This window comes from Arundinibacter roseus (assembly GCF_004348825.1).
Classification (GTDB): Bacteria; Bacteroidota; Bacteroidia; order Cytophagales; family Spirosomataceae; genus Arundinibacter; species Arundinibacter roseus.
In genome coordinates, this window is the sequence record NZ_SMJU01000002.1 from 183,913 (window position 1) to 210,780 (window position 26,868).

Consider the following 26,868-nt stretch of genomic DNA (forward strand, 5'->3'; position numbering starts at 1 on the left):
TTCCTCTACTACATTTTTTACTTGAAAAAAACATTACAATGGACGTTAGAATCTGGACTTATATAATCGTTGGGCTCACATTTGCCCTGTACATTGGCATTGCCATTTGGTCGCGGGCCGGCTCAACGAAAGAATTTTATGTAGCAGGCGGCGGTGTATCGCCCCTTGCCAATGGCATGGCTACGGCCGCTGACTGGATGTCAGCCGCCTCGTTTCTCTCAATGGCCGGTCTGATCTCGTTTATGGGCTACGACGGCACTGTGTACCTGATGGGCTGGACGGGTGGTTATGTACTTTTAGCCTTACTGCTTGCGCCTTACCTGAGGAAATTCGGGAAATTTACCGTGCCCGATTTCATTGGAGATCGCTACTACTCCAACAGTGCCCGTACCGTGGCAGTAATCTGCGCGCTGCTGGTTTCGTTTACCTACATCGCCGGACAAATGCGTGGCGTAGGCGTGGTTTTCTCCCGTTTTCTGGAAGTAGACATCAACACCGGAGTAATTATCGGGATGGTCATCGTTCTGTTTTATGCAGTGTTAGGCGGAATGAAAGGTATTACCTACACGCAGGTGGCGCAGTATTGCGTTCTGATTTTTGCTTTCATGGTGCCTGCCATTTACATCTCAATTATCATGACGGGTGTTCCAATTCCTCAACTTGGAATGGGAAGTACGCTGGCCGATGGCTCCGGAACTTATCTGCTTGACAAACTCGACGGATTGAATGCTGAGCTGGGGTTTGCTGAGTACACTTCCGGTACCAAAAAGATTCAGGATGTATTCGCAATTACCTGTGCACTTATGGTAGGTACTGCGGGACTGCCCCACGTAATTGTTCGGTTCTTTACCGTAAAGCGTGTAAAAGACGCTCGTATGTCAGCCGGTTTGGCCCTTGTCTTTATCGCAATTTTGTACACGACGGCTCCCGCAATTTCGGTTTTTGCACGTACCAATCTGATCGAAACCGTAAGTAATAAAGACTATTCGAGCGTGCCCGAATGGTTTAAAAACTGGGAAACAACCGGACTACTGACTTTCACTGACAAAAATGCCGATGGAAAAATTCAGTACGTGGCGGATCCTGAGGTAAATGAATTGAAAATTGATAATGACATAATTGTTTTGGCTAACCCCGAAATTGGGGGATTGCCCAACTGGGTGATCGCCCTGGTGGCAGCGGGTGGTTTGGCAGCAGCACTGTCTACGGCAGCTGGCTTGCTGTTGGTTATTTCCTCTTCTGTTTCGCACGATTTGCTGAAAAAGATATTTATACCAACTATCTCCGAAAAAGGGGAGCTTATTTCTGCTCGTTTGGCAGCGACGGTAGCCGTAGTTATTGCCGGTTATTTTGGAATCAATCCTCCCGGCTTCGTGGCAGCGGTAGTTGCATTGGCCTTTGGTTTGGCAGCAGCTTCGTTTTTCCCAGCCATTATTTTAGGGATTTTTTATAAAAGAATGAATAAAGAAGGGGCCGTAGCCGGAATGGTAGTGGGTATTACATTGATGCTATACTACATGGTAAAATATAAATTAGGCTGGCTGGACGACACCCTGCCGCCTTCAAGCGACTGGTGGTTTGGTATATCGCCCGAAGGATTCGGAACGGTAGCTATGCTTGCGAATTTTGCAGTGTCGTTGGTTATCAGTGCGTTCACTCCTGCACCACCCGAAGACGTTCAACGAATTGTTGAAGACATTCGTCTGCCGATGGGTGCCGGTGAAGCCGTCTCTCACTAATACTGTTCCCCTCTGAAAATCGAACGACTAATCATGGCGATGTGCATGGAATCATTCGCAAAGCCTGATTAGTCGTTTGTAAAGTAACTATTTCCCTTTAAACAGGAATTTTACGTTGTGTAAACCTACTCATGAATACTCTTGACCAGCGTTTGGCGGCATTAAGTCTGCTAGCGGCTCTATTACTAAATACACCTTTGCTCCGAATTGCCAATACCCCCGCTACCTTTCGGGGTATCCCGCTTTTCTACCTCTATATTTTGCTGGTTTGGCTGTTGATGATTGGCCTCTTGATCTATTTCATGCATACCAAAAAAACCAGACAACCCTGATCATGGAGAATTACGTACTCATTGGTGGATTGTTTGCTTACCTGGGACTACTTTTCGGTATTGCTTATTTTGCCGAAAAACGCTCGCAGGCCGGGCATAGCCTGGTCAACAATCCCTATGTGTATGCGCTTTCCCTGGCAGTCTACTGCACCGCCTGGACCTACTACGGAAGCGTCGGTAATGCCGCCACGCAGGGCCCGGCTTTTTTGACCACCTACCTCGGGCCGCTCATCATGATGCCCCTTTGGTGGATCATCCTCCGTAAGATGATCCGCATTAGCAAAATCCAGCGTATTTCGTCCATCGCTGATTTTATCTCAGCCCGCTACGGAAAAAGCAAATCGCTGGGAATGCTCGTAACCGGCATTTGTATGCTCGTAATCGTCCCTTACATTTCGTTGCAGTTAAAAGCTATTTCGCTGAGTTTTTACAGCATTAGCAGCCATCAGGTTTTGGTTGACGAACGCACGATTCTTCAAGATATAGCCTTTTACAGTACCTTATTTCTTGCACTTTTTACTATCCTCTTTGGCGCACGCCGCATCGAAACCACCGAGCGGCACGAAGGTCTGGTCATGGCTATTGCGCTGGAATCATTAGTCAAACTTGTTGCCTTTGTTACCATTGGTGTGTTTGTTACTTATGGCGTGTTTAATGGATTCGGCGATATTTTCACTAAGGCGGCCCGACATCCCGAATGGCAAAAACTCCTGACGCTTGATTCTGACTCGGGACTGAACGACTGGTTTTGGCAGCTTTTACTGGCCATGGCTACGATTCTGTTTCTGCCCCGGCAGTTTCAAATGGCCGTTGTCGAGAACGTCAACGAGAATCACCTGCGTAAAGCGCTCTGGATTTTTCCTCTCTATTTATTGCTGATTAATTTCTTTGTTGTACCTATCGCCCTCGGGGGCAATATTCTGTTTGAGGGGCAGGCAGTCAACGCCGATAACTACGTTTTGGCAATCCCGCTCTTTTTTAATCAGGATTTGATGGCCATGTTTTCCTTTTTGGGAGGATTTGCCGCCGCAACCGGCATGATTATCGTAGAAACCACCGCCCTGAGCGTCATGCTCAGCAACAACCTGCTGCTACCCCTGATTTTGAGCCATCCACGGTGGCGCTCTTCGTTGGCCGAAGGAAGCGTCAGTTTGGTTTTGATCATTCGTCGCGTATCCATAGCGGTTTTGCTTTTGATTGCTTACTTATATTATGATCGGGTGGTTGCTGCTTCGCCGCTTGTATCCATCGGGCTGGTTTCGTTTGTCGGTGTGGCTCAGTTTGCGCCTGCCATGATCGGTGGATTATTCTGGAAAAGAGGCAATCGAACCGGGGCAATTTTGGGCCTTGTGGGCGGCATTCTTGTATGGATGTATACGTTGGTGGTACCAACCCTGGTTTCAGCCGGATTTTTACCTCAATCTATTTTGATAGAAGGTCCCTTTCAGCTTCATTGGCTCAGACCGGATTCACTCCTTGGTCTCAACGGATTAAGCCCAATTGCGCACGCACTTTTCTGGTCACTCCTGGTTAATTGCGGGTTTTATATCTGGGGAGCGCTCCGTTTTTCTCAGGACTCCCTCGAACACAGTCAGGCGGTGCTTTTTGTGGATGTATTTACGTATTCAGAAAAAATGACGGGGTCGGTCAGTTGGCAGGGGCAAGTGCTTATAACGGACATTGAATCCCTACTGAGTGCTTTTTTAGGGAAAGAACGATCGTTTCGTCTGATGGCTTTTCTCAAACGCCGATACGGTCTCGACACACGAAACCCCTTTGCCGAGCCGCAGCTTGTGACCTACGCCGAGCAGGTATTAGCCGGAGCAATCGGTACCGCATCTGCCCGAATCATGGTTTCGTCGGTTACCAAAGAGGAGCGAATTACGGTTCAGGAAGTGGTGTATATGCTTAAAGAATCGCAGGAACTGATTGCCCTGAACAGGAAATTGGACCGAACCTCAAAGGAACTCAAACGTGCCGGTAAAAAACTAAGCCTTGCCAATGAAAAGCTCAAAAAGGTAGACAAATATCGCGAGGAATTTATCTCGACCGTTACGCACGAAATCCGCACCCCGCTGACGTCGATTCGGGCTTTTTCAGAAATACTCTATGATAATCCTGACATGGGGTCGGAAGAGAAAGAGCAGTTTTTGGGGACAATCATCAAAGAATCTGAACGCCTGACGCGTTTGATTAATCAGGTGCTGGACCTTGAAAAAATCGAGTCGGGAAAAGCAAATCTGATCTTTGAGCCTTGCCATATGCCGGATATTATTCGGGAAGTCATGGACTCGCTAAGTCAGCTGGCTCATGAAAAAGGAATAAAAATAGAGAGTAAGTTTAAAAGCCGGCAATCTCTTTTTCGGGGAGATCGGGATCGGATGACTCAGGTTTTGATTAATTTGGTTTCTAACGCCATTAAATTTTGTGAAAAAGATAAAGGGTATATTAGCGTGGAAAGTTGGGAAATCGGAACGACAATTTGGGTGAGCGTCATTGACAACGGACCCGGTATTGAAGGACATTTTCAAAGCCGTATTTTTGAGAAATTTTACCAGGCTCAGGACAAAAGAAGCAAAAAACCATCCGGAAGCGGGCTAGGTTTGGCTATTACAAAAAAAATCATTGAGCTGCATCAGGGGACAATTTCTGTTGAAAGTAAACCCGGTTTTGGTGCCTGTTTCCTGTTTCAAATTCCCACCCAACCTGAACATAATCCGTGAATGTGTATGATAAAAGTTGTGATTGCAGAGGATGAACCGAGCATTTTACTATCGCTCGAATTTTTGATGAAAAAGGCCGGGTATCAGGTTTATATTGCCCGTGATGGTGCCGAAGCCCGGGACATAATCGACCGGGAGTTGCCGCATATCGTGTTGTTGGATATTATGATTCCCGGCATGAACGGCTACGAGGTGTGTCAATACATTCGCTCTTCGCCTACGCTGACCAACACCCGCGTGGTGTTTTTGAGTGCCAAAAATAAAGACAGCGACCGGGAGTACGGTTATCAGATTGGTGCGGATTTGTACATTCCAAAACCATTTTCAACCCGTGACCTGATGACCAAAATTAATATGCTTGCCGTTAGCGTCAGGCAGTTTTAGTCGTATTGACAACTTCGGGGATTTGAAAAAAAACTGTTTTAATGGCTCGGATAAATGATTAGTAAAGTCACAATGTTTTTATAATCAATTACTTATTAAATAATCTCCTAGTAACTTAACCAAATATTTAGTATGAATATTACCACCTTTGAAGAGTACCAAACCGCCTATGCCCAAAGTGTGAGCGATCCTGAGGGTTTTTGGGCCGAAGTAGCTCAGCAGTTTGTCTGGAAAAAACCCTGGAAAAAAGTATTGGAATGGAATTTTACCGAACCCAGCGTAAAATGGTTTGTGGGCGGCAAAATGAATATTACAGAAAACGCCCTCGACCGGCATCTCGCCGATAAAGCCGATCATCCCGCTATTATTTGGGAGCCCAACGAGCCCGACGATCAGCCCGTAACCATCACGTACAGTATGCTGCACACCCGCGTGTGCCGGTTTGCCAATGTGCTCAAAAAATACGGCGTTAAAAAAGGTGACCGTGTGTGTATTTATTTGCCTATGGTGCCGGAACTAGCCATTGCGGTATTAGCATGTGCCCGCATCGGGGCCGTTCATTCGGTCGTTTTTGGCGGGTTTTCAGCCCAATCCATTGCTGACCGGATCAATGATGCAGGCTGTACCATGGTCATTACGTCGGATGGCGCCTATCGGGGCGCTAAGGTAATTCCGATGAAAAGTACTGTGGACGATGCGCTGGAAAAGTGTTCAACTGTCAAAAATGTGATCGTCATGACCCGCACGCGCACACCGATTTCTATGCTCAAAGGACGGGATCATTGGTGGGAAGAAGAAGTAAAACACGTGGATGCCATTTGTCCGGCGGAGGAAATGGATGCCGAAGATACGCTGTTTATCCTGTATACCTCCGGCTCCACTGGAAAGCCAAAAGGCGTAGTGCATACCTGCGGCGGCTACATGGTGTATGCGGCCTACACCTTCTCGAATGTATTTCAATATCAACCCGGCGAAATCCATTTCTGTACGGCAGACATTGGCTGGATAACCGGCCACAGCTACATTGTGTATGGGCCGCTTTGTGAAGGCGCCACGTCGCTGATGTTTGAAGGAGTTCCGACCTATCCCGATGCCGGGCGTTTTTGGGAAATCGTTGAAAAACATAAAGTAAATATACTGTACACGGCTCCCACGGCTATTCGGTCGCTGATGAGCTTTGGCCTGCAATATGTTAAGGATCACGACCTTTCGTCGCTGACCAAACTGGGCTCGGTCGGTGAGCCGATCAACGAGGAAGCCTGGCAATGGATGAAGCATAATATCGGGAAGAATAACTGCCCGCTGATAGATACCTGGTGGCAAACCGAAACGGGTGGAATCATGATTACGCCAATTGCTGGTGTCACCCCCGAAAAACCTACCTACGCCACGCTTCCTTTGCCGGGAATTCAGCCGCTGCTGGTAGACGAACACGGAAATGAAATTGAAGGCAACGGGGTGAGCGGAAATCTGTGCATTAAGTTTCCGTGGCCGGGCATGATCCGTACCACTTACGGCGATCATGAGCGGTGCAAGCAAACGTATTTTTCTACCTACCCGGGGCTATATTTTACCGGAGACGGCTGCCTTCGCGATGAGGATGGATACTACCGGATCACGGGCCGTGTCGATGATGTGATCAACGTGTCTGGGCACCGCATCGGAACTGCCGAAGTAGAAAATGCCATCAACATGCACCTTGGCGTTGTAGAATCAGCGGTGGTGGGATATCCGCATGACATCAAAGGACAGGGGATTTATGCCTATGTTATCACGGAGCACAAGCCGGATGATCCCGAAATGTTTCGGAAAGATATTGCCGTTACCGTTACCCGGGTCATCGGGCCGATTGCCCGGCCGGATAAAATTCAATTTGTGAGCGGATTGCCAAAAACGCGTTCAGGGAAAATTATGCGTCGGATTTTGCGTAAAGTAGCCGAAGGCGAAACCTCATCACTCGGCGATACTTCTACCTTGCTGGACCCAACAATCGTGGATGAAATTAAGGACGGAGCTCTCTAAGAAAAAATAGAATTTTTAACTGTATCAAAAAAAGGTCAGGCGAATTACGCCTGACCTTTTTTTGATACATAAACATTTGTGAAAATTACTATAATGGATATTTTTTTTCACATCTTTATGTAAAGTTTTTGTAAAAAAAAGTTATAAAAAAAGATTAGAAATACTGCATCTCCGGTATAGTATAGTTGATGATTTTTATTCATACTCCCTTAAAAATACAATAATTAAGGCCTGTATGCCCATTTAATGAATTGAGGGAGTGGATTTTAATTTTTTGATGTGTTTCTTTTTTTATATATTTGTTACAAAATACACACACTAAATACATCTTGACTTGTGAAAAACTATTTTTCACTTAGAGCACTCCTACTTTCAGTAGGGGTGTTTTGTGCAGGTTTAGCTCCGCCGCTGAAAGCTGCACCTTTGGCTATACGGGCCCGATTGACTTGCTTTGAGGGCAATGTATCAATCGAATTGGTTATTCAATCCAGAAATAAAATCAAGGTCGATAAGGGGTCCCTTGTAACTCAGGACGACTCTTCCTTCATTGTTCGTAACATAAGCGCCAGTCAGCTTATTACCATTACTGAAATTACCGAAACTGATACACTTACCAGCCAATTTACGGTTCCCGTCATTGATCCATTGCCCATTACTCCACCCATTGTTTCGAGTTCAGCCATTTGTGCCGGTTCTCAACCGGCTGCCTTGATAGCGCTTGTTGGGCAGGATCAAACGGTAGATTGGTACGATTCGCCCACCAAAGGGCGCATGCTTGCCGCCGGACAGCTTACGTATATCCCGCCCAAAGCCGGGCGTTACTATGCCGAAGCGCGTAATCAAACGTTGGGTTGTTTAGGAAAATCACAGCGTAGCGAAGCGGTTGTGACAATTAACCGCACGCTTTGCCCGATCGTGACCATCAAAAGACGGTAATTTTTTTATTTTATTTTTATATAATACATAAAACGGTGACGCCTGTTAAATGACGCCACCGTTTTATGTAGGAACCAATCACTCAAAACTCGAATCGAGTCTCAAATAATCCTTCGGCTATCCAATGGAACTGGTCGATTTGGGAGCACACCCGCAGCCTTTGCCACACCCCGCCTCAGCAGGACGCCGGAGCGCTTTCCAGACCCGAATACCAAGGTAGCTTAGGGCAGCACAAAAGATGAGTAGGACGATGAGTTGCTGAATCATGACGAGGATGTTTGATCATTTAACAGCGCTACGCCACCCAATTGTTCCGTTGGGCCAACGTTAGCGCGTGCTGATAGTGGTGTTCGCTATGCCAGGCGTACATGGCAATGACCTCCGAAATGGGGTAAATTCGGCCCGTTTCGGGATGTTCGTAGGTTCGTTGTAGGTCGGTTTCACTCAGCGAATTTAGCAGCAGGACCAACCGGATATGAAGGTATTTCAGTAATTGCAGCGAAAGGTCAATAGAAGCCGTTTGGGCGTCGGGGAGCTCAGCCCAAAGATTTTCCATGTATGGTTTTATCGTCGGAGATTCCTCGGTTAGGGCGAGCCGGAACCGAATGTACGCATTCATGTGGCTATCGGCTACGTGATGAATCAGTTGCCGGATTGTCCAGCCGTCAGGGCGGTAGGGTGTTTCGAGTTTTTCTTCATCCCAGCTTCCCAAAAGATTGATGAACTTGGAAGGCAATGCGCTGATAATCTGAATGTTAGTTTTTGTTTCATCCAGCGAATGCACTTCGCCGGCTTTGAAACGTCCAATAGGGTATCGCAGGTTTTCGAGTTCCATACTAAGATTGGGTGGTAATTGGTTAAAATTAAACTCAGTGACACGAATGTAAGAAAAAGCTCCCGATCAATGCCCAATTGCCGGCATAAACTACGAGAAGCCGGACACGATTATTGAAATTTTATTTGCTTCGGAGTTGCATAAAAAGGGAACTTCCGAACGGAGCCCGGGGTAAAATGGTACGTTCAAGCTGAGTCGCACCTTTGAGGATGGCGTTGATAAAATCGCCCGGATATTTTACATCCGATTCTACGTCCGAACTCATGGAGCTTTGCCGCCGAAGCTGATAGCGCTGCCACTGCCGTACGAGCCAAATCGGAAGCGACAGCAGAAACGGCCAATAGGTATGATACGAAATCGTTAGACCGGCAGCAGCGGCATAGCGCTCAAAATCAGCCAATACAAAGCGGCGGGTGCTTCCTACGGCCAGGTCGTGCATGCCTGCAAAGGTGTTGAAGGCGTGGATGTTGATAAGCAGAATTCCGTTGGGCGTAAGTCTGTCTTTAAAGTGGGTCAATGCCCGAATGATTTCTTCGTCGGTTAAAAAATAGAGCGCATCATTGCAGCAAATAGCGTCGAAAGTTTGACCGGGACGAAAGGCGTCTACCGCACGCAAATCCCCGAACTCAACGTCGAGTTTTCGGTCAAGTGAAAATTCAATGGCATGTTTGGAGTAGTCAAATCCTGAGAGGCTTTGGAATCCGTTTTCACGCAAAAAAGATAATAAACCGCCCGTTCCACAAGCTGCGTCCAATAGCCTGATTGTCTTCTGGGAAGCGCCCGCATGTTTTTGTAAGTGTTTCAGCACCATGCCATGCAAAATCTGATACCACCACAGGCTGCGCTCTACCTGATACATGCGATCGTATTCTTCCCGGTTGTTTATCATGAAACTATTTTTTTTATAACAAATTGAGGTTGACCACTTTCTGCCATGAAACTCTTGCCAATGTATTCTCCCAGGACGCTCAAAAGAGTACACTGAATTCCGCCGATCAGAAGCAGCGTAGCCGTTACTACCTGCCAGCCTTTGGGGTCATCGGGCCCAATGATCCACTGCCCAAACAAAAATAATAGTAGCAAGGCTCCGCCTCCCAGCAACGTCAGCCCGATGGGTAAGAAGAGTCTGATTGGTAAGGCCGAGTAGCAAAAGAGAATGTTGAGAAAAAGCGAAATCAGCTTCCGAAAGGTATAATTAGATGAACCGGACTGTCGCTTCTGATGGCTGACACGAACGCTTCCAATGGTGCGGGTAACCCGAAAAATCAGTCCATCAATATAGGGGTAAGGTCCTTTATATTGGATAATTTCCTGCACTACTTCCCGCCGGATCAGCTTAAAACTTGACAGATACAAATCTTTGGGCTTGTCCAGCAAATAACTCGTGATCCAGTTGACAAATTGACTGCCCATGTTGCGGTAGAGAGCGTGTTCTTTTTTGTCATAGTAAGTATACACCACATCAAAATTACCATGAGTAGCGGTATCTATTAATTTCAAAATTTCTTCGGGAGGATTTTGAAAATCGTCGTCAATCATGACACAAAAATCACCCTGCGCATGATTTAACCCGCACATAACGGCATTGAATTCACCGAAATTTCTACGTAAAGAAATAAACGTCACCTCCGGTTTTTCTTCGGCAAGTTTAGTACAAACCGCCTCGGAAGCGTCCCGACTGCCGTCATTGACCAACACAACCTCATACGAAATACCGGACAGTGCCTGCTGCAAACGCTGAATTAGTGAGGCAATGGAACCTTCGCTATTGTAAACGGGAATAATGACTGAAAGCCTCATACGTGTACTTATCCCTTAAATTGATTGATGCAATCACAAATATAGGCGACCTGTTCGAGTGACAGAACCGGACTCAGCGGTAGGCTCACGACTTCCTGATGAATCTGTTCGGTGATGGGTAAACGCAGGTGACTATACTGTTGATAGGCTTTTTGATGATGAATCGGCAACGGGTAATGAATATTTGTTTGGATGCCACATTGGAGCAAATAGTCAATAAAGGCTGCGCGGCGAGGATGCCTGACCACAAAAAGGTGCCAAACGTCTTCATCAAGCCGATCGGCGGGTGGAAGAACCAATTCGGACAACTGAATGGAGTTCAGGTAATATTGAGCCAATTCCCGCCGATGCTGATTTTCACGATCCAGAAAAGGAAGTTTTGCATTCAGAACAGCTGCCTGCATTTCATCAAGCCGGCTATTGACACCCTGATATTCATTGAAGTACTTTTTGTTGGAGCCATAGTTTCGGAGGTATCTGATTTTTTTGGCCAATTCGGCATCGGACGTGACCACCGCTCCGGCATCACCCAAAGCACCGAGATTTTTGGTTGGATAGAAACTAAAAGCAGCGGCATCTCCCAGCGTCTCCTTTTTGCTGAAAGCATAAGTTGCCCCGTGAGATTGTGCGCAATCAGTTACTATTTTTAATCCAAAACGTGAGGCAATTTCCTGAACAGGAGCCATTTCGCAGCTGCGTCCGTACAAATGAACCGGTAAAACAGCTTTGGTTTTATAAGTAATTTTTTCTTCGATGCGAGCCGGATCCAACAGCATCGTTTTGGGGTCCGGTTCAACAAATACGGGTACAAGTCCTAAAAAGCTAATCGAAAGGACCGAGGCTATGTAGGTATTCGCCGGAACAATGACTTCACTATCTTTTGGGAAATCGTACGCTTGCAGAATTAGCTGGAGGGCGTCTAATCCGTTGGCTACGCCCACACAATGCGAAGCTTCGCAATAATCCGCAAAGCTCTTTTCAAAAGTAGTCAACTCCTGACCCAAAATATACCACCCTGATCGGACGACCCGCTGCACTGCGGTTTCAATAGCCGCCTGATGCGGGGCATTTAGTTGCTGTAAATCCAAAAACGGAATCATGGAAAAATCGCTTTACTTCGTTTGTATACCTTTGAAAATCAGGCTATTTTGAAATTAAGCTTCGGAAAGACTCTTCCAGTGACCGCGTGTCATAGGGTTCATCAATGTAGTCGCTGCGGTCATAATATTCATTGGAAAGAACCAAAAGTATGGCATCTTCCGAAAAATCTTCCATTGTATGCCAGTCGCGTGGTTCTAAAATCAGGCAGGAGGAGGGTTTTTCGAGCCAATAATTTGCCTCTTCATCGCCCGTATGCACATATACCCGGCATTTTCCATGCAGGCAAATGAGTGCGTTCCAGGTTTTTTTATGTCGATGTCCTCCCCGGGGAATCTCTCCGGCACCATAAATATAGAATACCCGTTTTATGTTACCGGGCATTATTTTCTCAAAAACCGTAAGGTTTCCGGACTCAGAGTGAAAGGTATTTAGCTCTAATAAGCTAGGCATGTAGAATGTTTGAATAGTGTGATGTATTTTAATTCACGAATCCTTTCCCCTCTATACAATATGCAAAATACGTGTTTTTTGCTACAACCATTAAAAAATTTCCTTGATCACCGCCAATAGTTCCGGGTGCACCGGGCTACCTGCCACAATATCTCCTCCAAATAAATATTTATTTCCTCCTGAAAAATCAGTTACAATTCCACCCGCTTCCTGAATCAGCAACACGCCGGCGGCCATATCCCAGGAGTTGAGATTGTACTCATAAAAACCATCAAATCTTCCGGCAGCTACATAAGCCAGGTCGACCGCTGCTGCACCCATGCGCCGAAGGCCGTGCGTCTTTTGCATCAAAACTTCCAGGATTTTCATGTACCGGTCATGCTTGTCAAATTTGTAGTACGGAAAACCCGTCGCCAGCAAACTTTCGCCCAGCTGTCGGGCTTTTGAAACGTGCAGCTGCTCACCGTTGCACCAGGCGCCACCGTTTTGCCAGCCATAAAAAAGCTCGTTGCGGTTAGGCTCATGAATGACACCCAACAGCGGCTCCGTACCACGCACCAGGCCAACGCTGACGCAATAAACCGGAAGTCCATGTACAAAATTGGCCGTGCCGTCCAGCGGATCAATGATCCAGTTAAGTGCTTCGGGGTTGGGTTCCTGCCCGGTGGTGCCTTCTTCGGTAATGAAGCTAGCTTCTGGTAAAAGTGCTCTCAAACCGTCAACAAGCAATTTTTCGGTTTCTTTATCAACGTAGGAAACCAGATTGTTCACATCTTTATACTCAATTTTGTCTTGTTTAAACAAAGCGGCTTCCTGTTGAATAAAGGAAGAGGCCTGACGAACAATCTCAATAGTTTCGGTGGTGAGTTTTTCCAGATTCATAGGTTGTTTTTTTCAGTAACCGGTATTTTTTCCAAAGAATTATTGATGTAATAGACTCTCGTAATCAGTAAAGCCAGGATAGGAATTACGACATAATTATGTTTCAAAAGATTGCCTGTTGAAAAAAGCAGTAACAATCCGTAGCCCATCAGAAACCACTGAAACCAGGCTGGTTTTTTGGTCTTTGAAAAATAAAAAACCACCGGAAGCCATAGCGGAAACGCCCACAGTATATCATAATTCCAGTTCGTAACGCCATGATTGGTCCCAAACCAAAGTAAGACGATAAGCCAGCCCGTAAGCCCTATGATGCTAAACAAAATTTTGTCGAGCGTAAAATTGAGTCGATCCGTTTTGAGTTGCCACACGGTATAGGCAAGGATCAGCCCGGCGAGCACCCAAAAAAAGATCATAGGAGTAAGTCCGATTGATTCTTCTTCGGGATACGCCGCGTACATCACACGTTCCGAGAGCACAAGTGGCTGCACCTGCCCGGCGGCATCGGCTATTTTGGAATCAGTAAAAGCGGCGCTCAGGTTATCAGGCAAAAAAGTAGCCTGCTCAGGCGTGGCGATTTCGTCGGAAGGGGCGCCAATCGCCAGATCCATTCCAAAGTCGGACCAGGGCTTTTGTTTGTACGCATATTTGTCAATCCATTGCCGAAAACTCCTGGTTTCGCGGGTGTAGCCTGCAAAAGAAAGGCTGTCGCCGCAGGCGGCTTGCAGAGCATCGCGCAGGCGGGTGGAACAGTTATCATAAAAAAACTTGTACTGATACTCTCTGTTTTGAGGTAAAAGATTAGTTTCCAGGTAATTGTATAGTCGCTGCTTTTGCTGAGGCGATAGCCGGAGTTCCTGTTCCAGCACGGAGCGATTTTCGGATTGCCAGTAGGCAAATTGCGGAGAAAGCGGATGAACCGAAATGGTGTAGGGAAGCGTGCCGCGTAAAAATTTAACGTAAAAATTTCCGGTTTCAAAACTGAAAGTCCCGTAACTATACGCCCGATCAAGCTGATAAACAGGATCATAAACCCATAGAGCGCTGTGGCCAAAACTTGAATAAAGCGCATCGCCGGGCCCGACGGTGATGAGGCTGATCTTGGCCTGTGGACTCAGGCTAAGCTGTGCCTGCGCCCGATCAAACGAAACCAGAAAAACAAAACAGAAGGCCAATGCGAGCTTTAAACCCGGCAGCCGGTGGATTTCAGGGCTTTCCGCCCACAACAATAACGATTTCACCTTTGACACTTTTTTCGGTAAAGTAAGTAATAATTTCCTGTAAAGAGCCCCGGACGTTCTCTTCATAAAGTTTTGATAATTCACGGGAGACGCAAGCCGGGCGCTCGGGGCCGAAATACTCCGCAAACTGCGTCAGAGATTTGACAAGCCGGTGGGGTGACTCATAAAAAATCATGGTGCGGGTTTCTTCGGCCAACTCTTTCAGGCGGGTTTGGCGACCTTTTTTGTGCGGTAAAAATCCCTCAAAAGTAAAGCGGTCGGCGGGCAAACCGGAGTTGACAAGCGCGGGTACAAAGGCCGTTGGCCCCGGCAGGCATTCTACGGCAATCTGTTGACGAATACACTCGCGAACCAGTAAAAATCCGGGGTCCGATATAGCAGGCGTACCTGCATCCGAAATCAGCGCCATCGTTTCACCTTTGAGCATCCGAGCCGTCAGTCGTTGAATGGTTTGGTGCTCATTATGAATATGATAGCTCTGCATGGGCTTGCTTATTTCCAAATGTTTGAGCAGGTGTCCGGACGTGCGGGTATCTTCCGCAAGAATAAGATCTACGCTTTTCAAGACCTGAACAGCCCGCAGGGTAATGTCTTCCAGATTGCCGATGGGAGTCGGGACGAGGTACAATTTCATGCCTTCGCAATTGCTTTTTGAATGTGCAAAGAATCGAAGGTAGGAGAAAACGAGCAATTCAGCAATTGCGTCGTCACGCGCAGGGATTCAATCAGCTGCTTTTTCGATGAATTATATCAATGGCCTCAGCCAGATTATAGTCTTTTTCTGTAACCACATTGCCCGCATCATGGGTTGTAAGTTCAATCGTAACTTTATTATACACATTTGACCACCACGGATGATGTCCCTGCGCCTCCGCCAGCTCAGCGACCTTCGTCATAAATACAAAAGCTTCACGAAAATCGGCAAAGGTAAACGTGCGGGTAAGTTTATTGGAATGTTCAATCCACATAATGTTTCGGTTTTTAGAAGTTGATATTTACTTATTTATGTAAAGATTTGATAGAATTGTTTTTGGAATAAAGTTTATTTAATTATTTGTGAATCAGGTTTTTATAAAAAAGTATAGCGATTTTATCAACGCTGTTTAAACGCCCGTAACTGAACGTGCCGATCGGGGTAGGAGGTGTTGCGGGTGCAGCGAAGGGTTTCGAGTAAAACCAGGGAATTGTTCTGAAAAACTCCTTCGCCCTGAATCGAAGCAGCGCCACAGTCGGCTTCGCCCAGGCCACGGTCGTAGCTGAACCGGTGGTTTTTCATGGTTACAAGGTAACTAAACTCGTTGGGTGAGGTTTGTAAAATCTGTATTTGACTATCAGAAATTCGAGAGACTTCGAGCGTTATTTTGGTTGAATCTGTGGCTAGTTCATTTGCCAGACGCTGCGAGCGGTAGCCTGCGTAAGTGCCTTCAAAGGAAGAGTTTGCCTGCGCTTCGGGTACGCGTTCAGTCTCTTTTTGACAGGAAAATAATAGAAAAAAAGCCAGAATACAGCAGGAAAAAGGGGAATTCATATCCGTTGATTTTATGTAAATACAACGACAGAATCCCCCGGATAGTTTTTCTACGTATACTTAAAAATCGAGCGCCAGCACCACGTGACGTACCTTCCGTCGCTCCCAGGTATAGGTAATATGTACATTTCCGTCGGCAGCCTGTACTACGGCCGGGTAGCTGTATTCGCCTCGTGGTTGATTTTCAAGTACATGCACATCGGCCCAGCTCATGCCGTCTTTGGATACCGCCACGTGCAATTTTTGCCGACCATTGTCCCAGTCTTTTCCCCGAATCGTGGGGTTATAGATCAGTACCTGCCAGCCGTTTTTCAACGTTACGGCGTCAGTTCCCGAGTTTGGGTTGAGCAAATGAGTTTTGGAAAAAGTCCCCCAGGTTTTACCTCCATCTTCCGACCATACTTCGGCAATCTGATTTTGTTTGCTGCGGCAGAGCATTTGCAGACGGTTGCCGGGATAAGTCAAAATACTGCCCTGAATCACGTCCAGGTCGGTTTTGTGGTCAATCGGCTCTACTGTCCAGGTTTTTCCACCGTCTTCCGATCGTTCGATATGAGCTTTCCAGCTCGTTTTGGTTTCCGTACTCGACGGGCTCAATATCGTGCCGTTGGCCAGTTGCGTGGGTTTGTTTTTGATAGGTCCCAGTACGCCGTCGGGCAGGCGCTCGGCCTTCGACCAGTTCGCTCCGTTGTCGGTAGAAGTGCGCACCATACCCCACCATTCCCGGGGTGAGGGACCTACTTTATAAAACAAAAAAAGGACACCCGCCTGCGATTTAAACAAAACCGGATTCCAGCACGGATAACGAAGCTTTTCACTCATAATACCTTCGTCCATAAGCAAAGGCTTGCTCCATGTGCCGTTTTTTTGGCTGGCGAGCCAAATCCCGACATCCTTGTTTCCTTCTTCGGTGCCGCCAAACCAGGCCGCCATCCAGGTTCCGGGTGTAACTTCCACGATAGTGGAGGCGTGGCAGGAAGGTACGGGCGGATTTTCAAAAATAAATTCCTGCGTAATCAGCGTGGCTTTGGGCTGAGCGAAACCTGCGCCGGAAAGCGCAAAAAGGCAGAGAAAAAAACTGAATCGTTGTAGCATATAAGCAGAATAGGTAAGGGTAAAGGAATAAAAACGAAATCGAGAAAGCGACTTGCGCCACCTTCTACATAATACCTCGACCTACTAAAATAGACTAGTGCGGGAACCTACTTATTTTTTACAAATACATGTCGAATGTTTCCGATTCCGGTCGGGCGCTCGTCTACCTCAAATTGTTTGAAACTTTTGATTAAGGGCAACAATTTGGCAAACCCATAGTTTCGGGCATCAAAACTGGGTTGTTTTTTTATAAGTAAATTTCCCAGTTCACCCAAAAATGCCCAGCCATCTTCGTCGGCCAAATCTTCGATGCTGCCCGAAATCAGAGTCAGTAATTTTGGGTCCGTGCGTACATTTTTTTCAATGATTCGGGGAGCCGTGGCCGAAATTTTGGACGGCTCTTCTTTTTGTAAAATTTCAATATAAATAAATCGATCACAGGCCGACGTAAAGGCCGAAGGAGTTTTTTGCTCCCCCATGCCAAACACCTTCATGCCCGCCTCGCGCAGACGAATGGCCAATCGTGTGAAATCGCTGTCGCTCGAAACCAGGCAAAAACCGTCCACACGCCCGGTATATAAAATATCCATGGCGTCGATTATCATAGCCGAGTCGGTAGCGTTTTTCCCGGAGGTATAGCTGTACTGTTGGATGGGTGTAATGGCATTTTCGAGCAGAACGGCTTTCCAACCGCCGAGGCGAGGATTGGTCCAATCGCCATAAATACGCTTAAACGTGGGCGTACCGTACTTGGCAATTTCCTCCATCATGCCCGTCAGATTGGCGTACGGTACATTGTCAGCGTCAATCAAAACAGCCAATCGAAGGTCAGGTATTGTGGTGGTTTGCATACTGTTCGGGGTCAGTTGGGGAAAAATCAGTCATAATTATGTGTTGATAAAGGTGAAGGTAAAGTATCAAAAAAGAACCTGCAAAATAAAATTTATGATTCAGAAGTTTTTAACCTTAAAAACTAATTGGATTTTTGTACAAAATTTGGGCACGGATTTTCATAATTTAACAAACAAAAGCCCTAAAATAATAACCAATATTCATGAAAATAGAACTTATTCGGGTCAATGATGCCTTTCATTTTGAAGGTTCAGGTTCCTCAGAAATAAAAGTACATGTAGATGGATCACCCGAAATCGGCGGACACAATGCCGGCGTAAGGCCGATGGAACTACTCCTGATGGGATTGGCGAGTTGCAGTGCGATTGATATTGTGCTGATTATGAAAAAACAGCGGCAGGAAGTTACTGATTTTCGCATTGTGGCCGAAGGTGACCGCGTGAAAGAAGACGGCACGCAACGAAGCCCGTACCGCACGATAAACCTGCATTTTATTCTGAAAGGAAAAAATCTGGATGCTGATAAAGTGGATCGGGCCGTGCAGTTGTCGATGGAAAAATACTGCTCCGCTACGGCGCAGTTTGAATCGAGCGCCACAATAACGCATTCTGTAACGGTAGAGACAGAAGACTAACTAATTGATAACTAATTTTTTATAAATAGTTTTTTATAAAAACAAACTCAGTCATGCAACAATACCACGATCTCCTCCAACATATTCTGGATAAGGGTACACGCAAAACCGACCGGACGGGCACGGGCACAATCAGTGTGTTTGGCTATCAGATGCGCTTCAATTTGGCCGAGGGTTTTCCGCTCGTGACCACCAAAAAAGTACATACAAAATCCATCATTCATGAATTGCTGTGGTTTCTGAAAGGAGATACCAATATCAACTACCTGAAAGAAAACGGGGTGAAAATCTGGGACGAATGGGCCGATGAAAACGGCGACCTTGGCCCGGTATACGGCAAGCAGTGGCGCAGTTGGTCGGCTCCTGATGGCCAAATTATCGATCAGTTTCAGGAGATTTTACATCAACTTAAAACCTCCCCTGACTCCCGGCGGATCATGGTATCGGCCTGGAATCCGGCTGACCTTCCGCATATGGCTCTTCAACCCTGCCACGCACTTTTTCAGTTTTATGTAGCTGATGGTAAACTTTCGTGTCAGCTCTATCAACGCAGCGCCGATGTGTTTTTGGGAGTTCCATTCAACATTGCAAGCTACGCTTTGCTAACCCTGATGGTAGCGCAGGAGTGCGGCTTTGAGCCGGGCGATTTTGTGTGGACAGGCGGCGACACGCATATCTATCTCAACCACCTGCAACAAGTGGAGCAACAACTGGGTCGGGCCATTTTGCCCTTGCCCACGATGCGGCTGAATCCGGACGTAAAACGGGTTTTTGACTTTACCTATGACGATTTCACGCTGGAAAACTACGATCCGTGGCCTGCCATCAAAGCACCGGTGGCGGTCTGATAATCCTGGCCTCTCCGTATTTGGAGAGGCTTTTTTATTGATTCTGAACGAGCTTCTGATATTCTTTCTCGGCAAGGTCGCCTTTATCCAAATAGGCCCGGTAGTATTCTCCCATTAAACCCAATCCCCAGAAAAAGAGAGGAAATGCTGGCCAGAAGAAAGTGTTTGGTCCGCTGCCCAAATACCAGAAAACAATCAGAGCGGTATTGATAATCAGGTAGGTTACTACACTGTTTTTGAATTTGGCCCGCAATTGAGCAAGGCGCCATAGCGCTTCATTTTTGGTTTCCATGTGTCTGTATTTTTAAATGTTTGAAGTATTTTTATGAATTATCTTTTCTTTTCCAGTAATTTCTGGTATTCCCGTTCTGCGAGTGAACGCTCATCGATGGAGCCGTAGGCCGAAAAGTAATGACTTGTCAGGCCAATGCCCCAACCCAACATGGGCCAAATGGGCCACGGGTGCATGTTACGTCCCCACGGTTGCAATTGCATAAAATAATACACAATCCACAGTCCGGCATTTACCAGTAAGTAGGTTCGGGCGTGGATTTTGAAAGCGGCCCGATTCTGCGCTTTTTTCCAGAGGTACTCGTCTCGATTCGTTTCCATGATCAATTAAATGGCTGATTGTTAGTTGATTAATTTGATGATGTAAAGATATAGTACGAGGTTTGCCGGAAGAACAAGTTTCGGATGAATTGATAGAAAAACGGAATGAATCTGAAAAATCAGGGAGTGAAACGATGCAGGTATAAAAATTTATAATCTCGATTAGCTAAAATCAGATTAATGATCGGTGAATAATCCTGTAAAGAAAAGTTAGAGTTGGAGAAATTTGTCAGCCGGCCCTGTTCGCTCAGCCTGACATTCAAAATTATTTACATTTTAATTCACTCATCAATAATGATCGAAAAATTTTGAAATTCATTTTGTCAATTTTTTCAAATAAAGTCAATACCCAATCAAAAGGTATTCGCAACTTTGGAACTTGCAAAAAGAAATTAAAGCATATAAAAAAATGGAGTTGTGTACAGAACGATTAGTACTTAAAGAAACGACCTGGGATGATGTGGAGCTTATACACAGCCTGCATTGCGTCAAAGAAGTAGAAGAATTTAACACCATCGGGATTCCGCGTCACACAGGCGATACCCTCGAAGTGATGCTGGTAGCGCTCGAAGATCAGCAGTCGGTGCCGCGAACGCACTTCGCCTGGACCGTTTGGCTTCGCGACACCCGGCAATTTGTGGGAGAAGCGGGCATGCATCTTTCGGCAGACCGGTTTCGGCGGGGCGAAATTCATTACAGCCTTTTTCCTGAGTATTGGCAAAATGGCTATGCTACCGAGATTGTAAAGAACATCATCAGCTTTGGGTTCCGGGAGTTGAACCTGCATCGTATAGAGGCGGGCGTTGCCAAAGACAACGCTCGGTCGATTCGGGTGGTTGAAAAAGCCGGCATGCAGTGCGAAGGCCTGAGACGAAAATCGCTCCCCATTCGGGGGGAATGGATAGATAATTTTCAGTATGCTATACTGGAAGATGATCCGAAAGACTATTAGCACTCACTTTTTTTGAGAGGTCAATCCCGGACCGTAAACCGCTTTACCGGGCATGGCAAGCGTATGAACGCCCTGATTCAGCACCTGCGTTCCATTGACAAATACATGCAAAACACCTTCGGCCAACTGATGAGGCGCATTGAACGTGGCTTTATCCTGAATTGTGGCAGGATCAAAAATGACAATATCGGCAAAGTAGCCGGGTTTCAACTGACCGCGATCCGGTATTTTTAAATGATTGCAGGGGAGCGATGTGAGGCGGCGAATGGCTTCTTCCAGCGTAATTATTTTTTCTTCGCGCACATATTTTCCCAGCAGGCGCGCAAAATTGCCGTACGTACGCGGGTGCGGGTTGCGGGTGAGGGAGTTTCCTTCCGGGGCAATAGACGCAGCATCTGAGCCAAAACTCATGTAGGGCAGGGCGATCTGCTTTTTTACATTTTCTTCCGACATCAAAAAATACGCAACACCCACTCTTGTGTCATCCTGCACGACCAGGTCCATCGCCGTTTCCTGCCAGGATTTTCCACGCAAACGGGCCACTTCGGATAGCGTTTTACCTACATATTTTTTGAGAGAATCTTGCTTAAAACCCAGCAAAATGGTGCCATCCGGGCCCGCAGCGAGGCAGAGGTTTTCCCAATCGGGTGCTGGCTTTGACATTTCTTCGGCAACTTTTTTGCGAACTTCCGGCTCCTGCAACCGCCGCCGCCACTCCTGCAGACCGCCTTCCTGCACCCACGGGGGCATAGCTGCATCTAGTCCGGTAGCCCCGGCAATGTAGTTGTACATATTGGCCGAAAGTGGCAATCCGGCGGTTCTGACACTGTCTATTTTGGCCAGCACGTTGTCCAGTTTATTCCAGTTGGATTTTCCGGCGGCTTTTAAATGATATATCTCCACCGGAATCCGGGCTTCTTTGCTAAGCCTGATCATCTCGTCAACGGCTTGTTCAAAACGATCTCCCTCGCTGCGAATGTGAGCCGTAAACAGGCCGCCGTACTCAGCAGCAACCTTACTGAGTTCAATTAGCTCGTCGGTGGTAGCAAAGGTAGCCGGTACATAAATGAGCATTGTCGTGAGACCCATTGCGCCTTCCTGCATGGCCTGCCGCACCAGATTTTTCATACGGTTCAGTTCCTGCGGAGTAGGGGCGCGGTTGATTTGCCCCAGCTCATGTTCCCGAATTTCGGAGGCGCTCACGAAAGAGGCAAAGTTGGTGGCGACCCCTTTTTTTTCAAGAACCTTCATAAATTCAGCCAGCGAAGTCCAGCTGACCTCGTAGGTTTCTTTGCCCTGCTGCTCAATCATGTCCTTTTTCATTTGGGGAGAAAGCGGACCCATGGAGTTTTCGCCGAATACTTCCAGCGTGACGCCTTGTTTTATATCCGAAAGAGAACGCCCGTCAAGAAGCAAGGCCGTGTAGGCGTGGCTAAGCATATTGACAAAACCCGGTGCTACGGCCTTTCCCTGTGCATCTATTTCCTGTTTGCCTTTTCCCGTTACTTTCCCAACTGCTACAATGCGTTGCTCGTTCAGCGCAAGATCACCCGCAAAAGGTTTGTTGCCGGAGCCGTCGTAAATAAGCCCATTTCGGATCACTACATCGTAGGTTTGTCCAAGCGCAGCTAATGGCAGAAGTAGAGTTCCGAAACCCAAAAGACAAAAGAAGCAGCGCAAAAAGCGAGACAGGTGTGTAAAAATCATTATCAGTTGGTTTGATTTTTTTAAGTAAGATGCAGGAACAGCCCGAATTTTAAATTTACAAAATAGAGTTCTAAAAATGATTCATTAGCCGCAGGAAAGGGTAATTTTAATAAATTTAAAGCAACCAGAGGAATAGTCTTGTATGAAAAAACATGTCAGTATTCGCGTGCAGGGACGGGTGCAGGGAGTGTGGTATCGGGCTAATGCCGAACAAAAAGCCCGGCAGGAGGGGATTCATGGTTTTGTGCAAAATAATCCGGATGGAAGTGTAAGCATTGAAGCCGAAGGAAGTCCGGAGGCGCTTGATACGTTTTTGGATTGGTGCAGACGTGGGCCATTACTGGCGCGGGTAGATGACGTGCAGGTGCTGGAAGGTCCTTTGGTTGGTTATGCTACCTTTGAGCAAAGACGTTGAAAATGATTTTTGGGATGAAGTGATTTTTATAGATTGTTTTAGGAATGTGTGAAGTAGCTGTAAAGTTTTGCATATCGTGCAACAGTACTTTTTCCTACGCTGTAAAATTTACGTTCAATAAAAGAAGAAGGTAAAGATGAAATGATTCATTGATTTTCAAAAAAACAACCTCAGCGAGGCGTCTTGTTTGTGTAGGGTTTTCCTTGTTGAAATGCTTTTGAGCTCCGTTAGGAGCGGCCCATCTTAGGTTGATGCTGGCGGGCCGCTCCCAACTTTAAAATACAGCTTAAATTTGCTTGATTATTTAATGTTTACATTCAGCTTACTTTCGGCCCTGCAGCAATGATTTCCTCTGTACATCCATCCCTGAATACCTCAAAGTTTTTTGAAAACAAACTCGCCAAATGATTTAGCGTTTGGTCATAAGCCGAAGCATCGGACCAGGTTTGTTTGGGGAAAAGCATCTCGTCTGGTAGTCCGGCGCAGGTTGTCGGAATCTCAAACCCAAAAACGGGCTCTGTTTGGGTAGGTGCAGTCGCAAGAGTGCCGTCATGTATGGCGTCGATAATCGACCGGGTATATTTCAGTTTGATACGTGAACCGGTACCATAGGCACCGCCCGTCCAGCCGGTATTTACCAACCATACGTGCGTATCATTTTCCTGAATTTTCTGGGCCAGCAGTTCTGCGTATTTGTTGGGATGCCACACCATAAAGGCTGCCCCAAAACAGGCTGAAAACGTAGCCTGCGGTTCGGTGACACCCATTTCGGTGCCCGCTACTTTGGCTGTGTAGCCACTGATGAAGTGGTACATCGCCTGCGAAGGGCTTAGTTTCGCAACGGGCGGCAGCACACCATAGGCATCACAAGTCAGGAAAATGATGTTTTTGGGATGCCCGCCCACGCACGGAATCCTGGCATTGGGAATAAATTCAATGGGGTAGGAGGCGCGGGTATTTTCTGTAATTGAGGTATCGTCATAATCAACGACGTGCGTTTTTGGATTATAGCCCACATTTTCCAGAACTGTGCCGAAGCGAATAGCCTGATAAATTTCGGGTTCTTTTTCTGCCGACAAGTTGATGGCTTTGGCGTAGCAGCCCCCTTCAATATTAAAAATACCCCGGTCGGACCAGCAATGCTCGTCATCGCCGATGAGGTGACGCCGGGCATCTGCCGAAAGGGTGGTTTTTCCCGTGCCGCTCAACCCAAAAAACAGACTTACATCCCCCGTTGCACCTTCGTTGGCCGAGCAGTGCATCGACAGGATATTTTGTTTTGGCATGATATAATTCATGATCGTAAACACACCTTTCTTCATTTCTCCGGCATACTCCGTTCCCAAAATCACAAATTCTTTTCGCTCAAAGCACAAGTCTACGCTCGTGCGGGAGTTCATGTGGGTGGTGTAGGGATTGGCCGGAAACTCGCCTGCGTTCAGGATGACGTAGTCCGGCTCGCCAAAAGTTTCAAGTTGCTCTTCCGTGGGTCGGATCAGCATGTTATGCATAAAAAGGGCATGATAAGGGCGGGTACAGATGACGCGCACTTTGATCTGATAGGCAGGATCCCAACCGGCGTAACCATCTACGACATATAATCTGGTACGGGTATTGAAATAGTCGATAGCGCGCTGACGATTGATGTCAAACGTATGTTCGTCCATTTTTATATTCACCGAACCCCACCAAATATCGTCCGTACTTTCGGGCCTTTCAATGATGCGTTTGTCTTTGGGGCTGCGTCCGGTTTTGGTGCCCGATTGCAGCATGAGCGCCCCGGTGTCCGAAATAGCCGCTTCGTCTTCGTAGCGGATGGCCAATTCGTATAGTTTGGCAGGTGCAGCATTTCGAATAAATTCTTTATTGCGCAGTCCGTATTGATTCAGGGTAAAGGCAGTTGTCATGATATGGTTTAATTAGGCATGATGAATTAGTAGCTATTAGGAATTAGGTTATTAGCCATTAGGAATATGTTGTTGTAAATCAACACTTTGTGGTACTTTTAAGAATAATCTAAATATGCTCAAATACTTAAGTAGCTATGAGCATTTAGCGATTAGCTGTTAGCTTTTTTATTTACTTGATTTTCAGGGTATTGTAATAAATTTTTTGTGTAAAACAGTATAATCTAATTCTGCACGATTACTTAAGTAGTCAGGCAGAATTAGTTTAGAGTATAAATTTTTAATGGGCATCTCTTGAATACTAGTACTACTTATGCCTCGTAGAGGCTTACCGTTAGTAGAATAATGTCCATTTATCTCTCATGAGCTCCGCTAGGAGCGGCCAGTGGGTGCTGCTGATGGTTCGCTCCTAACGGAGCTAGTTATACTCATTATCAACAAATTGACTACAAACGGTTAGCCCGGCATGGAATGCTCCTGCGGAGCATTTGAGAGTTTATATTTTTAGAATATAATCTAATTCTGCATGATTACTTAAATACAAACAAAAATAACCAGGAACTTTACCTTTCAGCCCTACGAACGACAGCTGAATAGATGATGGTAGTCATGGTGTTTTAAATTCTTATTTCAGGTGTTTTTTGAGCTGTTCCATCACGAAGGCAGGTGCGGCGCCCTCGTACAAAATCCGATAAACAGCCTCGGTTATGGGCATAGATACCTGATACTTTTCGTTCATTGTAAAAATACTTTTTGCTGCATAATACCCTTCGGCAATCATTTTCATTTCGAGCTGAGCGGCCTTGACGCTGTACCCGCGCCCAATCATATTTCCAAAAAGCCGATTCCGGCTAAATTGCGAGTAGGCCGTCACGAGTAGATCGCCCAAATAGGCCGAAGAACTCAAATCGCGTTCACGCGGGTCAACCGCCGTCACAAACCGCCTGATTTCCTGCATGGCGTTGGCTACCATCACCGCCTGAAAATTGTCGCCGTAGCCAATGCCGTGCGTAATGCCGCATGCCAGCGCTACTATGTTCTTCATGACGGCTGCATATTCGACGCCATACAGGTCGGTGAGAGGGTTGGCCGTCACGTAGCGACAGGTCATCAGCTTTGAAAAATCTTCGGAACAGGCCAGATTTGTGGAGGCTATTGTTAGGTACGATTGCTTTTCCAGCGCTACTTCTTCGGCGTGGCATGGCCCGGCTATGACGCACATATCATCCAAAGGTATTCCGTAAGTTTCTTCAATCCAGTCTGTTACGAGTTTGTTTTTGTGAGGAACCATCCCTTTTATAGCCGATACGATGCGCTTCCCTTTCAGTAACTCAGGAGACAACTCGCGAAGCGGCTCTTCAATAAACGCTGCCGGAATTGCCAGCACCACGTACTGTGCTCCTTTAATGGCTTCTTTGATTTTGTCGCAGACCTTCACTTTTTTAGGTGAAAGATAAACGTCGCTCAGGTAGCTTGGGTTGTGGTGGTAGGTTCGGATATGAGCGATGTCTTCCGCGCTGCGAAGCCACCAACGCACCTGAATGTGCGGCTGCTCACACAGGATTTTGACCAGGGCCGTGGCCCAGCTGCCTCCACCAATAACCGCGATTTTTTCCGTAAGAGTTTGATTCATTTGAGGTGATTTTATCTGGTACAGACAGGTCTCAGATTTCGTTGACTGAAAGCTGTACAACTGTATAGAGTGGTTATATATTTTTAAATTATTGAGGATTGAAAAAATGCCGCCTTTTTCCTTAAAATAAATTCCTGAGAAACTTTTAGGGTAAAGCTACGTCCTGACTTTGATTTATATTAAAAAAATGTTTCATTGGTGTAAGCAAAACGCCCTACTATTTTCATTCCTAAATAAACCTAA

General features: G+C 46.5%; 28 protein-coding genes. 10 read left to right on the forward strand and 18 right to left on the reverse strand.

Going from position 1 to position 26,868, the window contains the following annotated elements; translation table 11 throughout:
• The first annotated feature begins 38 nt into the window (after positions 1-38).
• From EZE20_RS03265 to EZE20_RS03290, 6 genes are all read left to right on the forward strand, one after another.
• Entirely contained in the window at positions 39-1,739 is a 1,701-nt protein-coding gene (locus EZE20_RS03265) for a sodium:solute symporter family protein (RefSeq protein WP_132114462.1), read from the forward strand.
• A 131-nt stretch (positions 1,740-1,870) separates the two neighbouring features.
• Positions 1,871-2,071 (forward strand): hypothetical protein, encoded by a 201-nt coding sequence (locus EZE20_RS03270; protein ID WP_132114464.1) that lies wholly within the window; start codon positions 1,871-1,873, stop codon positions 2,069-2,071.
• Between the two features lie 2 nt (positions 2,072-2,073).
• The gene (locus tag EZE20_RS03275; protein WP_132114466.1) at positions 2,074-4,794 is read left to right on the forward strand and encodes a sensor histidine kinase; all 2,721 of its coding nucleotides are present in this window, start codon (positions 2,074-2,076) and stop codon (positions 4,792-4,794) included.
• 6 nt (positions 4,795-4,800) lie between these two features.
• A complete protein-coding gene (locus EZE20_RS03280) occupies positions 4,801-5,178 on the forward strand; it encodes a response regulator transcription factor (protein ID WP_165933398.1) in 378 nt (125 codons plus the stop codon).
• Between the two features lie 132 nt (positions 5,179-5,310).
• Positions 5,311-7,200 carry an acetate--CoA ligase gene (acs, locus tag EZE20_RS03285; RefSeq protein WP_132114470.1) on the forward strand — a complete coding sequence of 630 codons (1,890 nt, stop codon included), beginning with the start codon at positions 5,311-5,313 and terminating at the stop codon, positions 7,198-7,200.
• Between the two features lie 336 nt (positions 7,201-7,536).
• Entirely contained in the window at positions 7,537-8,136 is a 600-nt protein-coding gene (locus EZE20_RS03290; protein WP_132114472.1) for an immunoglobulin domain-containing protein, read from the forward strand.
• Between the two features lie 117 nt (positions 8,137-8,253).
• Here the strand turns inward: EZE20_RS03290 and EZE20_RS03295 are convergent, their stop codons facing one another.
• From EZE20_RS03295 to EZE20_RS03355, 13 genes are all read right to left on the reverse strand, one after another.
• Positions 8,254-8,403 carry a FeoB-associated Cys-rich membrane protein gene (locus EZE20_RS03295; RefSeq protein ID WP_228713508.1) on the reverse strand — a complete coding sequence of 50 codons (150 nt, stop codon included), beginning with the start codon at positions 8,401-8,403 and terminating at the stop codon, positions 8,254-8,256.
• A 28-nt stretch (positions 8,404-8,431) separates the two neighbouring features.
• On the reverse strand, positions 8,432-8,971 hold the full coding sequence (locus EZE20_RS03300; RefSeq protein WP_132114474.1) for a YfiT family bacillithiol transferase: 540 nt from the start codon (positions 8,969-8,971) through the stop codon (positions 8,432-8,434).
• 121 nt (positions 8,972-9,092) lie between these two features.
• Positions 9,093-9,860, reverse strand: a complete 768-nt coding sequence (locus tag EZE20_RS03305; RefSeq protein ID WP_132114476.1) for a class I SAM-dependent methyltransferase — start codon at positions 9,858-9,860, stop codon at positions 9,093-9,095.
• Complete coding sequence (locus EZE20_RS03310; RefSeq protein WP_132114478.1) at positions 9,857-10,771, reverse strand: glycosyltransferase family 2 protein; 915 nt, start codon at positions 10,769-10,771, stop codon at positions 9,857-9,859. The genes EZE20_RS03305 and EZE20_RS03310 overlap by 4 nt, the downstream gene beginning before the upstream one ends.
• 8 nt (positions 10,772-10,779) lie before the next feature.
• Positions 10,780-11,871, reverse strand: a complete 1,092-nt coding sequence (locus EZE20_RS03315; protein WP_132114480.1) for a DegT/DnrJ/EryC1/StrS family aminotransferase — start codon at positions 11,869-11,871, stop codon at positions 10,780-10,782.
• 43 nt (positions 11,872-11,914) lie between these two features.
• Positions 11,915-12,322 carry a sugar 3,4-ketoisomerase gene (locus EZE20_RS03320; protein ID WP_132114482.1) on the reverse strand — a complete coding sequence of 136 codons (408 nt, stop codon included), beginning with the start codon at positions 12,320-12,322 and terminating at the stop codon, positions 11,915-11,917.
• Positions 12,323-12,412: 90 nt separating this feature from the next.
• Positions 12,413-13,204 carry an inositol monophosphatase family protein gene (locus tag EZE20_RS03325; RefSeq protein WP_132114484.1) on the reverse strand — a complete coding sequence of 264 codons (792 nt, stop codon included), beginning with the start codon at positions 13,202-13,204 and terminating at the stop codon, positions 12,413-12,415.
• Positions 13,201-14,442: an Lnb N-terminal periplasmic domain-containing protein gene (locus tag EZE20_RS03330; protein WP_228713509.1), complete on the reverse strand. Its 1,242-nt coding sequence runs from the start codon at positions 14,440-14,442 to the stop codon at positions 13,201-13,203. Before EZE20_RS03330 ends, EZE20_RS03325 begins: the two co-directional genes overlap by 4 nt.
• On the reverse strand, positions 14,408-15,076 hold the full coding sequence (gene rsmI / locus EZE20_RS03335; protein WP_132114488.1) for a 16S rRNA (cytidine(1402)-2'-O)-methyltransferase: 669 nt from the start codon (positions 15,074-15,076) through the stop codon (positions 14,408-14,410). Before rsmI ends, EZE20_RS03330 begins: the two co-directional genes overlap by 35 nt.
• A 91-nt stretch (positions 15,077-15,167) precedes the next feature.
• On the reverse strand, positions 15,168-15,410 hold the full coding sequence (locus EZE20_RS03340) for a 4a-hydroxytetrahydrobiopterin dehydratase (RefSeq protein WP_132114490.1): 243 nt from the start codon (positions 15,408-15,410) through the stop codon (positions 15,168-15,170).
• 125 nt (positions 15,411-15,535) lie between these two features.
• Entirely contained in the window at positions 15,536-15,970 is a 435-nt protein-coding gene (locus EZE20_RS03345; protein ID WP_132114492.1) for a hypothetical protein, read from the reverse strand.
• 60 nt (positions 15,971-16,030) lie between these two features.
• Entirely contained in the window at positions 16,031-17,065 is a 1,035-nt protein-coding gene (locus tag EZE20_RS03350) for a sialidase family protein (protein ID WP_132114494.1), read from the reverse strand.
• A gap of 107 nt (positions 17,066-17,172) precedes the next feature.
• The gene (locus tag EZE20_RS03355; RefSeq protein WP_132114496.1) at positions 17,173-17,916 is read right to left on the reverse strand and encodes an NYN domain-containing protein; all 744 of its coding nucleotides are present in this window, start codon (positions 17,914-17,916) and stop codon (positions 17,173-17,175) included.
• Between the two features lie 203 nt (positions 17,917-18,119).
• Here EZE20_RS03355 and EZE20_RS03360 point away from each other — a divergent pair, with 203 nt between their 5' ends.
• Complete coding sequence (locus tag EZE20_RS03360; protein WP_132114498.1) at positions 18,120-18,551, forward strand: OsmC family protein; 432 nt, start codon at positions 18,120-18,122, stop codon at positions 18,549-18,551.
• A gap of 53 nt (positions 18,552-18,604) precedes the next feature.
• Positions 18,605-19,399 (forward strand): thymidylate synthase, encoded by a 795-nt coding sequence (locus EZE20_RS03365; RefSeq protein WP_132114500.1) that lies wholly within the window; start codon positions 18,605-18,607, stop codon positions 19,397-19,399.
• Between the two features lie 34 nt (positions 19,400-19,433).
• Here the strand turns inward: EZE20_RS03365 and EZE20_RS03370 are convergent, their stop codons facing one another.
• Together EZE20_RS03370 and EZE20_RS03375 are read right to left on the reverse strand one after the other, a co-directional pair.
• Complete coding sequence (locus tag EZE20_RS03370; protein WP_132114502.1) at positions 19,434-19,691, reverse strand: 2TM domain-containing protein; 258 nt, start codon at positions 19,689-19,691, stop codon at positions 19,434-19,436.
• Between the two features lie 38 nt (positions 19,692-19,729).
• Positions 19,730-20,011: a 2TM domain-containing protein gene (locus EZE20_RS03375; RefSeq protein WP_132114504.1), complete on the reverse strand. Its 282-nt coding sequence runs from the start codon at positions 20,009-20,011 to the stop codon at positions 19,730-19,732.
• 409 nt (positions 20,012-20,420) lie between these two features.
• Here EZE20_RS03375 and EZE20_RS03380 point away from each other — a divergent pair, with 409 nt between their 5' ends.
• The gene (locus EZE20_RS03380; protein WP_132114506.1) at positions 20,421-20,963 is read left to right on the forward strand and encodes a GNAT family N-acetyltransferase; all 543 of its coding nucleotides are present in this window, start codon (positions 20,421-20,423) and stop codon (positions 20,961-20,963) included.
• A gap of 3 nt (positions 20,964-20,966) precedes the next feature.
• Here EZE20_RS03380 and EZE20_RS03385 read toward each other — a convergent pair whose 3' ends face one another.
• Positions 20,967-22,670 (reverse strand): N-acyl-D-amino-acid deacylase family protein, encoded by a 1,704-nt coding sequence (locus tag EZE20_RS03385; RefSeq protein WP_132114508.1) that lies wholly within the window; start codon positions 22,668-22,670, stop codon positions 20,967-20,969.
• Between the two features lie 142 nt (positions 22,671-22,812).
• Here EZE20_RS03385 and EZE20_RS03390 point away from each other — a divergent pair, with 142 nt between their 5' ends.
• Positions 22,813-23,085 (forward strand): acylphosphatase, encoded by a 273-nt coding sequence (locus tag EZE20_RS03390; RefSeq protein WP_132114510.1) that lies wholly within the window; start codon positions 22,813-22,815, stop codon positions 23,083-23,085.
• Positions 23,086-23,402: 317 nt separating this feature from the next.
• On the opposite strand, the gene pckA is transcribed toward EZE20_RS03390, so the two are convergent.
• Both pckA and EZE20_RS03400 read right to left on the reverse strand, forming a co-directional pair.
• Complete coding sequence (gene pckA, locus EZE20_RS03395; protein ID WP_132114512.1) at positions 23,403-24,992, reverse strand: phosphoenolpyruvate carboxykinase (ATP); 1,590 nt, start codon at positions 24,990-24,992, stop codon at positions 23,403-23,405.
• A 625-nt stretch (positions 24,993-25,617) separates the two neighbouring features.
• The gene (locus EZE20_RS03400) at positions 25,618-26,625 is read right to left on the reverse strand and encodes an NAD(P)H-dependent glycerol-3-phosphate dehydrogenase (RefSeq protein ID WP_132114514.1); all 1,008 of its coding nucleotides are present in this window, start codon (positions 26,623-26,625) and stop codon (positions 25,618-25,620) included.
• Positions 26,626-26,868 lie beyond the last annotated feature (243 nt).

Coding starts and splice junctions, on each gene's coding strand:
- EZE20_RS03300 (WP_132114474.1), bottom strand. CDS start 8,971: ATGGAACTCGAAAACCTGCGATACCCTATTGGACGTTTCAAAGCCGGC.
- EZE20_RS03380 (WP_132114506.1), top strand. CDS start 20,421: ATGGAGTTGTGTACAGAACGATTAGTACTTAAAGAAACGACCTGGGAT.
- EZE20_RS03400 (WP_132114514.1), bottom strand. CDS start 26,625: ATGAATCAAACTCTTACGGAAAAAATCGCGGTTATTGGTGGAGGCAGC.
- EZE20_RS03345 (WP_132114492.1), bottom strand. CDS start 15,970: ATGAATTCCCCTTTTTCCTGCTGTATTCTGGCTTTTTTTCTATTATTT.
- rsmI (WP_132114488.1), bottom strand. CDS start 15,076: ATGAAATTGTACCTCGTCCCGACTCCCATCGGCAATCTGGAAGACATT.
- EZE20_RS03320 (WP_132114482.1), bottom strand. CDS start 12,322: ATGCCTAGCTTATTAGAGCTAAATACCTTTCACTCTGAGTCCGGAAAC.
- acs (WP_132114470.1), top strand. CDS start 5,311: ATGAATATTACCACCTTTGAAGAGTACCAAACCGCCTATGCCCAAAGT.
- EZE20_RS03315 (WP_132114480.1), bottom strand. CDS start 11,871: ATGATTCCGTTTTTGGATTTACAGCAACTAAATGCCCCGCATCAGGCG.
- EZE20_RS03265 (WP_132114462.1), top strand. CDS start 39: ATGGACGTTAGAATCTGGACTTATATAATCGTTGGGCTCACATTTGCC.
- EZE20_RS03340 (WP_132114490.1), bottom strand. CDS start 15,410: ATGTGGATTGAACATTCCAATAAACTTACCCGCACGTTTACCTTTGCC.
- EZE20_RS03360 (WP_132114498.1), top strand. CDS start 18,120: ATGAAAATAGAACTTATTCGGGTCAATGATGCCTTTCATTTTGAAGGT.
- EZE20_RS03325 (WP_132114484.1), bottom strand. CDS start 13,204: ATGAATCTGGAAAAACTCACCACCGAAACTATTGAGATTGTTCGTCAG.
- EZE20_RS03270 (WP_132114464.1), top strand. CDS start 1,871: ATGAATACTCTTGACCAGCGTTTGGCGGCATTAAGTCTGCTAGCGGCT.
- EZE20_RS03310 (WP_132114478.1), bottom strand. CDS start 10,771: ATGAGGCTTTCAGTCATTATTCCCGTTTACAATAGCGAAGGTTCCATT.
- EZE20_RS03280 (WP_165933398.1), top strand. CDS start 4,801: ATGATAAAAGTTGTGATTGCAGAGGATGAACCGAGCATTTTACTATCG.
- EZE20_RS03355 (WP_132114496.1), bottom strand. CDS start 17,916: ATGCAAACCACCACAATACCTGACCTTCGATTGGCTGTTTTGATTGAC.
- EZE20_RS03365 (WP_132114500.1), top strand. CDS start 18,605: ATGCAACAATACCACGATCTCCTCCAACATATTCTGGATAAGGGTACA.
- EZE20_RS03350 (WP_132114494.1), bottom strand. CDS start 17,065: ATGCTACAACGATTCAGTTTTTTTCTCTGCCTTTTTGCGCTTTCCGGC.
- pckA (WP_132114512.1), bottom strand. CDS start 24,992: ATGACAACTGCCTTTACCCTGAATCAATACGGACTGCGCAATAAAGAA.
- EZE20_RS03385 (WP_132114508.1), bottom strand. CDS start 22,670: ATGATTTTTACACACCTGTCTCGCTTTTTGCGCTGCTTCTTTTGTCTT.
- EZE20_RS03295 (WP_228713508.1), bottom strand. CDS start 8,403: ATGATTCAGCAACTCATCGTCCTACTCATCTTTTGTGCTGCCCTAAGC.
- EZE20_RS03305 (WP_132114476.1), bottom strand. CDS start 9,860: ATGATAAACAACCGGGAAGAATACGATCGCATGTATCAGGTAGAGCGC.
- EZE20_RS03370 (WP_132114502.1), bottom strand. CDS start 19,691: ATGGAAACCAAAAATGAAGCGCTATGGCGCCTTGCTCAATTGCGGGCC.
- EZE20_RS03275 (WP_132114466.1), top strand. CDS start 2,074: ATGGAGAATTACGTACTCATTGGTGGATTGTTTGCTTACCTGGGACTA.
- EZE20_RS03375 (WP_132114504.1), bottom strand. CDS start 20,011: ATGGAAACGAATCGAGACGAGTACCTCTGGAAAAAAGCGCAGAATCGG.
- EZE20_RS03390 (WP_132114510.1), top strand. CDS start 22,813: ATGAAAAAACATGTCAGTATTCGCGTGCAGGGACGGGTGCAGGGAGTG.